The sequence below is a fragment of the Pseudomonas sp. MF09156 genome (assembly GCF_059862305.1).
In genome coordinates this window covers 129,440-144,351 of the sequence record NZ_JCBCUR010000009.1, presented here as the reverse complement: position 1 = coordinate 144,351, position 14,912 = coordinate 129,440, and the positions used below count along the sequence as shown (strand labels likewise).

General features: G+C 57.6%; 4 protein-coding genes. 2 read left to right on the top strand and 2 right to left on the bottom strand.

What is annotated here, in order from left to right:
- The first annotated feature begins 26 nt into the window (after positions 1-26).
- A complete protein-coding gene (locus AC19YY_RS20085) occupies positions 27-2,513 on the top strand; it encodes a TonB-dependent siderophore receptor (protein ID WP_500604727.1) in 2,487 nt (828 codons plus the stop codon).
- A gap of 245 nt (positions 2,514-2,758) precedes the next feature.
- Positions 2,759-5,302 (top strand): TonB-dependent siderophore receptor, encoded by a 2,544-nt coding sequence (locus AC19YY_RS20080; protein WP_500604743.1) that lies wholly within the window; start codon positions 2,759-2,761, stop codon positions 5,300-5,302.
- A gap of 67 nt (positions 5,303-5,369) precedes the next feature.
- On the opposite strand, the gene AC19YY_RS20075 is transcribed toward AC19YY_RS20080, so the two are convergent.
- Both AC19YY_RS20075 and AC19YY_RS20070 read right to left on the bottom strand, forming a co-directional pair.
- Positions 5,370-6,326, bottom strand: coding sequence for an alpha/beta hydrolase (locus tag AC19YY_RS20075; RefSeq protein ID WP_492633460.1), 957 nt, complete (start codon positions 6,324-6,326; stop codon positions 5,370-5,372).
- Between the two features lie 69 nt (positions 6,327-6,395).
- Complete coding sequence (locus AC19YY_RS20070; protein WP_500604742.1) at positions 6,396-14,888, bottom strand: amino acid adenylation domain-containing protein; 8,493 nt, start codon at positions 14,886-14,888, stop codon at positions 6,396-6,398.
- Positions 14,889-14,912: the final 24 nt, after the last annotated feature.

The window sequence follows — 14,912 nt, the reverse complement described above, 5'->3', positions numbered from 1 at the left end:
TGGCTGATTTCAGCAGGGGGAGCGTTATGCAGCATCTGATCAGGCACACCGCCTTGAGCCTGGCACTAGCCACGGCCAGTGCCGTGGGAATAAGCCTGCCGGCACAGGCGGCGCAGCAGCAGAAGACCGACAACCGGGCCTACGATATCGAAGCCGGTCAACTTGACCAGGTACTGACGCGCTTTGCCGAGCAATCCGGGTTGCGGTTGATGGTCGTCAGCGAGTGGGTGGCGGGTCAGCAGTCGCAAGGGTTGAAGGGGAACTACCCGGTGCAGCAGGGGCTTGACCGGTTGTTGCTGAACAGCGGCCTGGTCGCCCGGCTCAGTGATGATGTGATCTTGATTGAAAAGGCCCCGGTGCAGGGAGGGGCGGTGGAGTTGGGGGCTACCACGATTCAGGGGCAGGGGATGGGGGAGATGACGGAGAATTCGGGGTCGTACACCACCGGCCTGACCAGTATCGGCTCGAAGACTCCGACCAGCCTGCGGCAGACGCCGCAGTCGGTGTCGGTGGTGACTGCGAAGGTTATTGAAGAAAAGCGCATGACCGACCTGGCCGAAGCGATGAAAACCACGCCAGGCATTACGGTCACCAACAATAACTTCCGGTTGTCAGACTTCTCCTCTCGAGGCTTCAACATCGAGAACATTCAAATCGACGGTGCCGCTCCCATGGCCCTGGGTACCACGTCGGGAAGTTTCTATTCCAACAAGAGCTACGACCTGGTGGAGTATGACCACGTTGAAGTCTTGCGGGGTGCGTCCGGGTTGTTCGGCGGTACAGGCGATCCAGGCGGCATGATCAACCTGGTACGCAAGCGCCCGTTGGATGCCTACCAGTTAAAGATCGATGTCTCGGCGGGGAGTTGGGACAACTACCGCACGCAGATGGATGTCACCGGACCTTTGGGGTTTGACGGCAAGCTTCGTGGGCGCATGGTGGCGGCCTACACGGATCGCCAATACATGGCTGATGATCGCGCCCTGGAAAAGCCGATTTTCTACGGGGTGTTGGAAGCGGATATCACGGATGACACACGACTGACCCTGGGTGGGCGTTCTGAACGCATCCACGAGACGGGTTCAGGTACGGGCTTGCCGCGTTACCTTGATGGCCGGGATCTAGGACTTTCGCGAAGCGCCAGCCTGACACAGAACTGGGCGTACCTGGATGGTCGATCCCAGGAAATCTTTGGCAAGATCGATCATGAGTTCAACGAGAACTGGAAGGGGAACGTTTCCTATACCCAGACCCTGGATTCAGGGTTTTCCAAAAGCGCGTTCTCATTTGGCGCGGTTGATCCTGCGACCATGACAGGGCCAAATACCGGGGGCTCTAATAACAAATATCGTAGCGATCAAAAGCTGTTTGATGTGAATCTCGCCGGCAAATTCGAGGCAATGGGGTTGCAGCACGAACTCCTTGTGGGGATGGATCACCAGAAGATCACCAGTTCATGGGCGGGGACTGCCCAGGCCACTGGGTCGGGTGTGCCAATCGATGTCTTTAACCCAGCACCATGGCCACAGCCCGACACCGACAAAGATTTTTTCCACCGTTTTAGCCCTAACACCCAAGTGCAGTACGGCCTGTATTCCACCCTGCGTTTGCAATTGGCCGCGCCGTTGCACCTGATTGTCGGTGCTCGTGCGCAACGTTATAAATTCGATCAACTCTATCGTTCCCGCGACAAGGGGGTCTGGGGTACTGATTCAGATGTTTCTGTTCGCGAACCCACGAAGGTGGTGCCTTACGGCGGCATCGTCTATGACCTCACGGATGAATGGTCGACATACGCCAGTTATTCCGAGATTTTCAAACCACAGCAAACCAAACTGATGGGGCCGTATCCAGGCAGCCCTATCGAGTCCATGACGGGCAAGACCTATGAAACGGGGGTCAAGGGAGAACTGTGGGGCGGGGCTGTCAATACGTCGTTTGCGCTTTACTACACCAGCCGTAAAAACGAGGCAGTACTTGATCCTCGCTACGAAGCGTCCAGTGTGCTGCACGGCGGTAACTGCTGCTACCTACCTCAAGGCGAGGTAACCAGCAAGGGTGTTGATATGGAGTTCACCGGCGAAGTATTGCCGGACTGGAACGTACTGGCCGGTTACACCTATAACCACAACCGCAATCGCACTCAAGCCAAAGTGTTCAGCAGTGTGACACCCAAGCATCAGGTCAAACTCTGGTCTACCTACCGTCTGCCAGGCGTATTCAATGACCTGAAGGTGGGTGGCGGCGTGAATCTACAGAGTGCTACGGATGTCAGCGGGACAACCTGGTTTGCCCCTCAAAAGCGGTATTACGATTTTAAATACAGCCAGTCCGGATACGCCGTCTGGGACGCCATGGCCGAGTATCAGTTGGATGAGAACTGGAGCGTGCTTTACAACATCAATAACCTGTTCGACAAGCATTACTACAGCAAACTGGGGACACCGTCCTCGGGCAACTGGTATGGCGACGAACGCAACCACATGGTGACCTTGCGCGGTACTTTCTGGTAAGCACGGCTTGAAATGAAAAAGGACATCGTGAGATGTCCTTTTTTGTTTCTGTTACAAAGTGATTGAGAATCCTTCTAAATTATTTTTATCCCGAACGTTCATTAATGGCTCGATACCGATTCAAGTCAAAACCGTCCCTCTGCAACAGGGAGTGGGGTCTGGACGGTTTAACTAAATTCAGGTCATTCCGCCTCAAGAGTGGGAGGCCTTCGACATTAATGACATATCTGGGGCTAAACCAAACAATGAAACGCGAGAGTAAAAGGTTCAGGCAAAAACTCTTCAGTGCTTCCCTCTCTTCCTGCCGCAGTTGCGTGTCGGTGGCGGTCCTTGGGTTGGCTCTCAGTGTCTGCGGCGTGGCTTTCGCCCAGCCCATACAGGTGAATGTGCCAGCCCAGTCGCTGGACAAGGCGCTGACCGAGCTGGGCAAGCAGACCGGCCTGCAAGTGCTTTTCGGGCCGGATATGGTCGCGGGCAAGAAGTCCACCGCCGTCAATGGCAGCCTGGAACCTGCAGCTGCGCTTGAAGCACTGCTCAAAGGTGCAGGCCTGACTTTCAGGATTGAAAACAACACGGTCATCCTCAGCCCTGAAAACGGCGCGAGTACAACACTGGAGTTGGGAACCACCACCATCCAGGGCCAGGGGATGGGAGAAATGACGGAAAACTCCGGTTCCTATACCAGCGGCCTTGTCAGTGCCGGTTCCAAAACGCCTACCAGCTTGAAGGATACGCCGCAGTCGGTGTCGATCATCACCCAGCAGCTTCTGGAAGACCGGCGCATTGTCGATCTGTCCGATGCGATGCGACGCACGCCGGGCATCACCGTTAAAAATGCCAACTACCGCCTGCCGCAGTTCATCTCTCGTGGTTTCCGCATCGATAACATTCAGATTGATGGTGCTTCGCCGATGGACATCGGCTCTGGTGTAGGGACGTTCTATGCCAACCAAACCTATGACATGGCCGAGTTTGACCATATCGAAGTGCTGAGGGGGTCGTCTGGTCTTTTTGGTGGTACTGGTGATCCGGGCGGTATTATCAACCTCGTGCGAAAACGTCCGCTGGACTACTTCCAACTCAAGTTCAATACCTCGGCGGGTTCCTGGGACAACTACCGTAGCGAAGTTGATGTAACGGGGCCGATGGCCTTTGACGGCAAGTTGCGAGGGCGTGTGGTGGTGGCCAATACCGACCGCCAATACTTCATGGATAAGCGTAGTACCGAGAAGCCTTTCATCTATGGGGTACTGGAGGCGGACGTGACTGACACCGCCAGAGTTACCGTCGGTGGCCGTTATGAGAAGACCCATGAAAATGGCACGGGGGATGGTTTGCCTCGATTCAGTACCGGCGAGGATTTGAAACTCAAGCGCAGTAGCTGGTACACGACCAATTGGGCATATGCGGATATCAGTACCCAGGAAATGTTCGCCAAATACGACCAGGATCTGGCGAACGACTGGAAACTCAACGTTTCTTTCACCAATACCCTCAACAAATCCGATACCAAAGGTGTGTTTCTATGGGGGGCTCCGGACCCGATCACCCTTGAAGGCGCTACTTGGGGAGGGAGTTTCGTCAGAAGTTGGAGCGAGCAGTCGTTGTTTGATACCAACGTGTCCGGGAAATTTACTGCGTTCAATCGTGAGCATGAGCTGTTGATTGGTGCGGATGCGCAGAAAGTGACCAGTCGCTGGCGCTCGACGTGGGGCATGGCTGGGTTCTATCCCATCGATGTCTACAACCCGGATGTACCGGCACTCCCGCCTTCCAGTATCGGTAGTGCCCTGGAGCGTGACTACAGCCCCAATACTCGTAAACAGTATGGTTTGTACTCGACCTTACGCTTGCAATTGACTGATCCGCTCAAACTGATTCTCGGTGCCAGAGTGCAACGCTACAAGTTCGAACAGACCTACAAGACCGTAAATGATAGTACGGGCGCCTGGGATGTTCAGTCCCAGAGTAATCATCGTGAACCCACCAAGTTGGTTCCCTTCGGTGGTTTGGTATATGCCCTTGATGACGAATGGTCGGCGTACGCCAGCTATTCGGAAATCTTCAAGCCCCAGGCCCAGCAACTGCAAGGCCCAAGTACTTCTGGAAAAGTCCTGGAACCCATGGTTGGCAAGACTTACGAAACCGGCATTAAGGGTGAACTCTACGGCGGAACGCTGAACGTTTCGGCTGCGCTGTTCTATACCAAGCGAGAGAAGGAGGCGATTCAAGATCCGCGGTACGCGGCGGAATCAGTCTTGTATGGCGGCAGTTGCTGCTATCTCGCCCAAGGCGAGATCGTCAGCAAGGGGCTTGAGCTTGAAGCCAGTGGTGAGGTGTTACCTGGGTGGATGGTGATGGGTGGGTACACCTTGAACCTTACAGACAATGGTACCAAGGACACTTTCCTCACTACGGTTACACCCAAGCATTTGGCGAAGTTGTGGACCGCGTACACGTTGCCTGATCGCCTTTCTGACTGGAAAATCGGTGGTGGTGTCAACATCCAGAGCGCCAGCTATGCCAGCGGGACTGCCTACCGGGTCAGAAAAAATCCGACGGAGAATTACTACGATGTCTACGATGAGCGGCCTTTTGATATGGTTCAGGGCGGCTACGCCGTATGGGACGCCATGGTCGAGTACAAAGTCGATGAAAACTGGACTGTCGCCCTCAATGGCAACAACCTGTTTGACCGCAAGTACTTCGAGACCCTGAAGACTTCCGAGTACGGTAACTACTATGGCGAACCGCGTAACTACATGTTGACGGTACGCGGCACGTTCTAGGTTCCCATCAGGCGTCGCAAAAAAGCCACCTCGATCGAGGTGGTTTTTTTTGCCTGTTTTTACCTGGTTAAAGCTGGTCCAGCCAACTGTCTACCGCACTGTAAATCCCTGCAATGTCTCCAGTGATACCGGACATACGCAGAAAGTCATGGGTCAGGCCGTTTTGTGTCAGCAAGGTCACTTGGGTGCCCGTGTTCCTCAGAAGCTGCGCATACTCCAGACCTTCGTCATACAGAGGGTCATATTCGGCCAGGCTGATATAGGTCGGCGCCAAGGCAGTCAGTCCCTGGGTCAGCAATGGCGAGGTACGCCAGTCGCCACGTTGCTCGGCGTCAGGCGTGTAGTTTCGATAAAACCATTGCAGTGTCTCGCTCTCCAGCAGGAAGCCTTCGCCATAACGCTGGTGGGAGGGGCGGGTTCGCTGGGTATCAGCGACCGGGTAGAACAGCAACTGAGCCTGGGGCATAAGCATCATATTTTCAGGCTGTTGCACGGCGCTGATGGCCAGGACAGTTGCCAGGGTTGCACCGGCACTGTCGCCCGCGACGGTCACCTGAAGTGAGTCCAGATGCAGCTCGGCACCCTGACGTGCGAGCCAGTTTGCACTGTCTATAGCGTCATTCACTGCCGCAGGAAACGGATACTCAGGCGCCAGGCGATAGGCCGGCGCCAGTACTGCATGACGGCCGCTGGCAGCCAGGCGTCGGCAGATCGAGTCATGGGAGTCGAGACTGCCGACCACATAACCGCCTCCATGAAAATACAGGATCACCGGCAGCACGCTCTGCTCTGTACCGGTCTTGCGGTAGAGGCGGGCAGCCAGCTGTTGACCGTCGCGAGTGGGGATCTGTAACGAGTGGACACTGATCGCCCCGGGCGGGCTGGGGTCGAGAATCTTTGAGGTCAGGTCGAACTCGGTACGCGCAGCTTGTGGTGTGAGTTGGTGCATCGGTTGGCTTTTGCCGCTCAGGCGGCCCATCTCGGCCAGTTCCAGAAAACCTTCGAGGTCAGGGTCCAGAGGCATTGCGTGTTCCTTATCAGGTAGTGCCAAACAAAAAAACGCCCCGCACGACAGGTCCGGGGCGGTAGCAGGTTAACCGGTCACCGTTTCACGCTGCGTCAATTGCTGGAGCAGGCTGTGCAGCAGTTGGCTGTTGTTGAGCATCTGGTAATGCCCGGCGACGATCCGCTCGTCCAGCACACTGCCCGCTACCGGGTTGGCGAAGTCTGGGGTACTGGCGTCGCAGGCCCACCAGCAACTGGCTGCGGCACGTGTCTGGGGCAGCGCCGTCAGTCCCAGGGAAAGTGCCTTGAGCTTCATCGCGACCATAAATGTATGGGCCAATTCCTCGACGCTGATATCACTGAACGCTGAAGGGCCGGTGACTTGTTGACGGATATCCGTGATCAAGCCCTCCAGCCTCGCATGAGGGCTGTCGGCGGGCAATTCCACTACAGGCAGGTGCTCGGTAGCTTGGCCGAAGATCACTGCGAGGAAACCACGCAAGTCTTCGCCCCAATCCAGATCGGCCGCAACCGGGGCGGCGCAAGGGATAAAACTGTCGACCAGTCCCAGGAACTCTACTTCCTGGCCCTGCTTTTCCAGTTCCTGAGCTACCAGTACGGCGAGGGTTCCCCCCAGTGACCAACCGACCAATTGATAAGGCCCCTGGGCCTGTTTCTGGCGGATGTACTGGGCGTAGTCGATAGCCATGGACGCCAGCGATTCGTCCTGCCAATCACGGTCGAGCAGCATCCGGCATTGCAGGCCATAGACGCTGCGCTTGCCCTCCAGGCGACGGGCGAGAGTGTCATAGTCGAACACTGTGCCAAAGCCAGCATGCAAGCAAAATAGCGGTTGGGCGTGGGAGACGCGGCTATTGAGCAGCAGCAAAGGATCCAGGTCGGTGGCCGGGGCAAAGCCCGACAATTCGGCAATGGTCGGTTTGCCGATCATGTCCCGCAATTTCAGTTCAAGCCCCAGCTCAGGCATGCTGCGCACTTTGGACAGCACCTTGAGGATCCGTAGTGAGTCGCCGCCTAGTTCGAAGAAGTTGTCGGTCACGCCTACAGTTTCCAGTTCCAGCACTTGCTGCCAGATGGTCGCCAGGGCGTGCTCAGTTGCATTGCGCGGAGCCACAAACTCACGGCCCTTGAAGTCCGGATCGGGTAGAGCCTTGCGGTCGATCTTACCGTTGGGGTTAAGCGGCAAAGCAACCAGGCGGATGATCTGCGCGGGCACCATATAGTCCGGTAAATCGGCCTGGAGCAAACCCCGCAACCGCTCTGCAGGTGCCTCATCTGCTGGCGTCACGACGTAGCCGATCAGTTGCTTGCTGGCCCCTGTCTCGCGAGCGACAACGACCGCATCCTGCACTCCAGGAATATCCCGTAGCCTGGATTCGATTTCGCCGAGTTCGATGCGAAATCCACGGATTTTCACCTGGTTGTCCAGGCGACCCAAATAGTCAACCACGCCGTCATGGCGTTGTCGTACCAGATCGCCGGTACGGTATAGACGTGAGCCGTCGGCAGCGAATGGGTCAATGACAAACCGTTCGGCCGTCAGCCCCGGACGCTGGTGGTAACCCCTGGCCACGCCCTCACCACCGATGTACAACTCACCGGCTGCTCCCTCGGGCAAAGGATTGAGGTGCTCGTCGAGGACATACAATGTGCGATTGCCAACACGTGTCCCAATCGGTGCGTACACCGCGCCGCAGGTCTCATTGGCGGCGGCTTTCCACAGCAGCGGCGTCACCACGGTTTCGGTAGGGCCATAGCCATTGGTCAAATACGCAGGTTTGAGGGACTGCTTGACCAGCTCAAAGTTGGCATCAGCCACCGCATCCCCGCCAAAGCAGTAAATGCGTACCGGCGGCGGCGCCTTGCCACAATCACGGGCGTACTCCGCCAGTTGTTGCAGATAGGCCGGTGGGAAGCAGGCAATGCTGATCTTATGGGCGTGCAAGGCGTGCCAGGTTTCCTCGGGAGTCCATAGGCGGTTTTCGCGAACCACCAACTGGCCGCCGTGGGTCAAAGTACTGAGCCAGCGCTCCTGGGCCCCGTCAAAGGCAAACGACATGAACAACAGCTCGCGGGTGGCACTATCCATTTCATAGCGTTGACCGATAGCTTGGCAGTGCATGCGGATCTGCCCGTGACTGACCGCCACACCCTTGGGTTTGCCGGTAGAGCCGGAGGTGTAGATCAGGTAGGCGAGGTTGTCGGCATCGATCAGCGGTGCCGGGCAGCTATCGGGCTGTGTTGCCAGTGACAGGGTATCGAGCTCAATCAGTGTGGGCGCCCACGGCTGGTCGAAGCGTTCGCGCAGCGGGCTCTGGGTCAGCAGCACCCCCATGGTCGAGTCTTCGACAATCCACTTCACCCGATCTTCTGGGTAGTCGATATCCAGCGGGACGTAAGCGCCGCCAGTCTTCATCACGGCGTAGAAGGCGACAATTACGTCCACCGAGCGTTCCAGGGCAACGCCAACGAAGGTTTCCGGTCCCACCCCCTGGGCGATCAGGTGATGGGCCAGACGATTGGCGCGTTGCTCAAGTTGGCCGTAGGTCAGCCGGTTTTGTTCGCAGGCTACGGCCACGGCATCGGGATTGCTGTCGGCATGCCTGCAAATCTGTTGTGCCAGTAGTTGTTGGCCATGGGGCTCGGTCGTCAGTTGATTGCGTTGCCACAACGTCCGTTGCTCTTCGGCGCTCAACATGGACAGGCTGCCCAGGGTCGCCGCCGGGTTGCCCAGCATGGCCAGCAACAGGGTTTCAAAGCTACGGCGCAGTTGCTCCACGGCCTGGACGGTGAAGCGGTTGCGTAGGTACATGAACTCGACGGTCAGGCGACTGCCAAGGTTGACCGCCAGGTCCATGGCGAAGGTAGTGACGTCCTGGCTCTTGGTTTCACCGAACCTGAGATCATCTTGCTCGGCCTCTTGCAGGCGCTCGTCCACCGGGTAGTTCTCGAACACGATGATGCTGTCGAACAACGCCTGGCCACCTTGGCCGGACCAGCGTTGCACATCGGCCAGTGATGCGTGTTCGTGATCGCGTACTTCCAGATTGTAGCTTTGCAGCTCTAGTAACCAGTCGCCCACCGTCTGCTGCGGCTGCGGGGTCTGGATGATCGGCAAGGTGTTGATGAACAACCCCAGGATCTCGTCCGAGGCCGCAAGGCCTGGTGGCCGACCGGCGACGGTACTGCCAAAGCACACGCTGTCTTGCCCGGTGTAACGCTGTAGCAATAGTAGCCAAGTCGCCTGGATCAGGGTGTTGGGAGTTACGCGCAGACGCTGCGCCTGATCTTTCAAACGCAGGGTTTGTTGCGCATCCCAGTTGAGATAGAGCGCCTGATGACCGTCGTTTTCCTGGCCGGGACGCGGAGACAGGCTATTGGCAAGCACGGTAGGGCCATTCAGCCCTTGCAGCTTGTGCTTCCAGAACGTTTCCAGCGATGCCTGCGGTTGGGCTTGCAGCCAGGCAATGTAGTCGCGGTACTTGCCGCGTTTGTGGCTCTGGGACTTGCCGTTGTAGACCTCGAACACTTCTGCGAGCAGGCGTGAGCTGCTCCAGCCGTCTAGCAGAATGTGATGGTTAGTCCAAATCAGGTAGAGCTTTTCGGCCGCCAACTTGACCAGCGTCAGGCGCATCAGGGGCGCGCAGAGCAAGTCGAAGCCTTCACGACTGTCGGCTTCGACTTGTCCTTGCAGGTCTTGCGCCGAGACTTCCCGCTCCTGCCAGTCAAGAACCCGTAGGGGCAGGACGGCGGTTTTGAACACCAGTTGCAGCGGCTCATTCAGATGGCTGGCGGCCCAGAAGCCGGTACGCAGGATTTCATGGCGCTCGATGACGGTATTCCAGGCGCAGGTAAAACGCGCGATATCCAGGCCACTGACCGGTACTGCTGTCTGATTGATGTAAGCCGCAGCCTCCGACGCTTCGAGGGTGTGGAACATCATGCCTTGCTGCATCGGCGAGAGAGGGTATATGTCCTCGATCTGCCGGACCGGGATACTCAGCGTATCCAGTTGTGCCTGGCTCAACCCAGCTAGCGGGAAGTCAGACGGCGTAGCGCCTTGATGCCTGGTATCGCAGCAGTAGGCAATCAGTTGTTCCAGTGCTTGCAGGCAACTATTGGCGAGGGTCTGGATAACCTCGACAGGGAAAACGTCGAGACTGAAGATCCAGCCCATGCTCAGCTGATTGTTGTAGACCTGGCTGTTGACGGTCAGCCAGTTGTCTAGGGGGGCTTCATTGTCCTTTTCAGCCCCCTGTGCTTCGCCCGACGGGGAAAACAGCGCACCTTGGGTATTGTCGAAGCTGCCATCGAACTGGCCCAGGTAGTTGAAGGTAATGCGCGGCATCGGTAATGCACCCAGGCGTGCCTGAGCCTGAGTGTCGCCCAGGTAGCGTAAAACACCAAAACCAATGCCTTTTTCGGGAATGGCCCGTAGTTGTTCCTTGACCTGCTTGATGGCGTCGCCAAGGTCAGAGTGGGCGGTCAACTTGACCGGGTACAGGCTGGTGAACCAGCCCACGGTGCGGGTCAGGTCGATGTCATCGAACAATGCTTCGCGGCCATGGCTTTCCAGCTGTATCAGTACGTTTTCACGGGCGGTCCATTGGCTGACAGCACGGGTCAGGGCGGTCAGGAGCAGGTCATTGATCTGCGTGCGGTAGGCGCCAGGAGCTACCTGCAGCAACTGTTGGGTCAAGGCTTTGCTCAGTTGGACATTGACGGTAGTCGCCTGGCTATGCCGCTGGCTGCCTTCAGGGTTGGCCTGAGGCAGGTCGTGACTGGTTGTGTCCAGTTGCTGTTCCCAGTAGGCCAGTTCCTGCTGCAGGACCTCATGCCGGCCGTAGGCCTGCAACTTCTCGCCCCAGGTTTTGTAGGCACTGGTCTTTTCTGGCAAAGCGATAGCCTGGCCCGTTTGCAATTGGCGGTAGGTGCTTTGCAGGTCATCGAAAAGGATGCGCCAGGACACGCCATCGATCACCAGGTGATGGATCGCCAGCAACAGGCGCTGGCTACCATCGCTCAGGCTAACCAGTACCGCTCGCAGCAGCGGCCCTTCTTGCAGGTTCAGGCTGCTTTGGGCTTCGTCACCCAAAGACTGCAATTGCGTGGTGTCGTCAATCCGGGTTTGCCATAGCACCGAGACCGTGCTCGGGCGGTATTCGGCGTGCCAGCCATGTTCAGCCTGTGTGAAACCCAGGCGTAGGGCATCGTGGTGCTGGATCAGGGCGTCTAGGGCCTGCTCCAGCAATTGTGGGTCCAGGGGTGTGGCAGGTTTGAGCAAGACCGACTGGTTCCAGTGGTGACGCTGGGGGATGTCGGTGTCGAAGAACAGGTGCTGGATGGGCAGCAACGGTGCCAAGCCTGTGACCGGGCCCTGATCGATCGCGAGGTCCTGTCCATGGGTTTTCGCCACGCTGGCCAGGCCCTGGATGGTCTGGTGCTGGAACAGTTCCTTGGGGGTGAAGTGGATGCCGGCCTGACGCGCGCGGCTGACCACTTGGATAGATATGATCGAGTCGCCGCCCAGTTCGAAGAAGTTGTCGTTCAGACCGATTTTTTCCAGCTTGAGCACTTCCTGCCAGATATCGGCGATGCGCTGTTGCAGATCGTTTTGCGGCGCCACATACGTGTGCAGGGCCTGGCTGACATCTGGCGTGGGCAGGGCCTTGCGGTCGAGTTTGCCGTTGGGCGTCAGAGGCAGGTTGGCCAGGAACACCCAGTGGCTGGGCACCATGTACTCAGGCAGGCTTTCCTTGAGTTGGCGTTTGAGGGTGTCACGCAGTTGCGCCTGTGCTGCCCCGTCGCCAAGGGGGCCTGCGGTGGTGGCATAAGCGACCAGTTGCAGGTTTTCGGTGACTGTCAGGGCTAGGACGACGGCTTCGCGGATGCTTTCTTGCGCCAATAAGCGAGCTTCGATTTCACCCAGCTCGATACGCAATCCACGGATCTTAACTTGGTGGTCGATGCGCCCGACGTATTCTATGACGCCATCGGCACCATAACGGGTCAGGTCGCCGGTGCGGTACAGCCGTTCACCCGTAGTGGAAAACGGGTTAGGTACATATTTCTCCGCCGTCATTGCCGCCCGGCCGAGATAGCCTCGGGTAATCCCTGCACCGGCCAAGTGCAGTTCAGCAGCCACCCCGGTGGGCACCGGTTGCAGGTCGGCGTCGAGCAGATAGCTTTGGGTGTTATGCAAAGGCCGGCCAATGTTGGCCTGGCCGCCGGCCTCGCGGCGAGTCCAGGTGGAGTAGGTGGTGTCTTCGGACGGGCCGTAAAGATCGAAGACGTGCTTGATCGTGGTTTGTTGGTAGAGGCTATCCACCAGCGACTGTTTCAGTGGTTCGCCGGCCAGATTGATGATGTGCACGCTGTCAGGGATTTGTCCGGCTCGCTGCAGGGCATTGATCGCCGATGGCACGGTGTTTATCAGGCGGACCTGGTCGCGGGCCGGCAAGTCCGGTAGTTCCAGGGCATTGCGGGCAAGGACGATCGAGCCGCCATTGGCCAGGGTGACAAAGATTTCCCAGACAGACAGGTCGAAGCACACCGAAGTGGAGGCCAGTACGCCCTGGATATCCTCGCGACTATAAACTTGCTGCGACCAATGGATCAGCGCCAGCACATTGCGATGAGCAATTGCCACGCCCTTTGGTTTGCCTGTGGAGCCTGAGGTGTAGATCACGTAGGCCAAATTGTCTGCGGTGACCTGGGTGATCGGTACGGTCTTCGGGTATTCAGCCAGTTGATCCATCAGTAACACTCGCGCGCCGGTGTCGGGCAGGTCGGCGAGTAGCTCGGCTTCGGTCAATAGGACTTGGGCGCGACTGTCTTCCAGCATGTAGGCAACGCGATCGGCAGGGTACTCGGGATCCAGCGGTACGTAGGCACCGCCGGCCTTGAACACACCGAGCAAGGCGACGATCAGCGCATCGGAACGTTGCATGGCTACGCCAACCCGAACTTCGGGGCCAACGCCGAGTTCAATCAACTTGTGGGCCAGTTGGTTGGCCCGGGCGTCCAACTCGCGATAGCTCAGGGTTGTAAGGCCATGGGTCACGGCCACGGCTTCAGGGTTACGCTCCACTTGTTGCTCGATCCACTGGTGAGTACAACACTCACCCGAGTGGAAGGAGGTGGTGTTATTCCAATCGTGCAAGATCTGCTGCTGTTCAGCCCCGCTGAGCAACGACAGGCTGGCGATAGGTTGGTGTGGCGCGGCGATGCAGCGTTCGAGCAGGTTCAGCCAATGCTGCCCGAGGCGTTCAATGGTGTTCGCTTCAAACAGGTCGCTGGCATAGTTCAGGGTCGCCGAAAGCCCTTGCGTCGACTCGAAGGTATTGAGTGTCAGATCAAATTGCGCGGTGCGACTGCCCCAAGTCATCTCTTCGATGTGCAACGAGGACGGCGAAAAATCTCCAGTGGCTGCACTACCCTGATGCTCACTGAGGTGGTTGTACATCACCTGGAACAGCGGGTTAACGCTCAGGTTACGCTCCGGTTGCAGGGCCTCGACCAGTTGCTCGAAGGGCAAGTCCTGATGGGCCTGGGCATCCAGTGCGGTTTGCTTGACCTGGGCCAGTAGCTCGCTGAAGGACAGCGGTTCATCGAAGCGCGCCCTGAGTACTTGAGTGTTGACGAAAAAACCCAGTAAACGCTCGGTTTCCACCCGGTTGCGGTTGGCTACGGGTACACCCACACGAATGTCGGCCTGGCGACTGTAGCGATGTAGCAGCGCCTGGAACGAAGCGAGCAACAACATGAATAAAGTCACGCTGTGTTGCTGGGCAAGCTGCTTGAGCTGCTGCTCCAGTGCTGCCGGAAGCGTGACCTTGATGTTCGCTCCCCGGAAACTCTGCACAGCGGGTCTTGGATGATCGGTGGGCAACTCCAGGACGGGTTGCTCGCCGCCCAATTGGTCTTTCCAATAGTTCAGTTGGCGCTCACTTTCCCCGGCCTCCATCCAGTGACGCTGCCAGATGGCGTAGTCGGCGTACTGGATTGCCAGCTCAGGTAATGCACTTGCCAGGCCCTGCTGGAAGGCGGAATACAGAGTGATCAACTCGTTGACCATTACCTGCATCGACCAGTCATCGGAGACGATATGGTGCTGGGTCAGTACCAACACATGATCGTGGTCACCCAATTGCAGTAGAGCGACACGCAGCAGTGGGCCTTCCTGCAAATCAAACGGTTGGTAGGCCTGGGCCTGGATAAACGCTTTGATCGCTGTTTCATCGAATGTCTTGGCGGTGCTCTGTTGAATCTGCAGCGGCATTTCCAGATGAATGACTTGCAGTGGCCGTTCTTCGCCAGTTGCAAACGTAGTACGTAGCGTCTGGTGGCGGGCGATCAAGGCATTGAAGCTTTGTTCCAGTACAGCAACGTCCAGCGGGCCGTTGAGGCGCAGGGCCGTGGGAATGTTATAGGCACAGCTGTCAGGGTCCAGTTGCCAGAGCACCCACTGGCGCTCCTGGGCAAAAGACAGGGGGACTGACTCGAAGGCCGACTGCACTTCTGGGATTGGGAGATTGGCGGGTGAAACCCCTTCAGCCAACATTTTCTCCAGGTACAGCTTGCG

Excerpts from the sequence above, each read along its gene's own strand:
- AC19YY_RS20085 (WP_500604727.1), top strand. The coding sequence starts at position 27 with ATGCAGCATCTGATCAGGCACACCGCCTTGAGCCTGGCACTAGCCACG.
- AC19YY_RS20080 (WP_500604743.1), top strand. The coding sequence starts at position 2,759 with ATGAAACGCGAGAGTAAAAGGTTCAGGCAAAAACTCTTCAGTGCTTCC.
- AC19YY_RS20075 (WP_492633460.1), bottom strand. The coding sequence starts at position 6,326 with ATGCCTCTGGACCCTGACCTCGAAGGTTTTCTGGAACTGGCCGAGATG.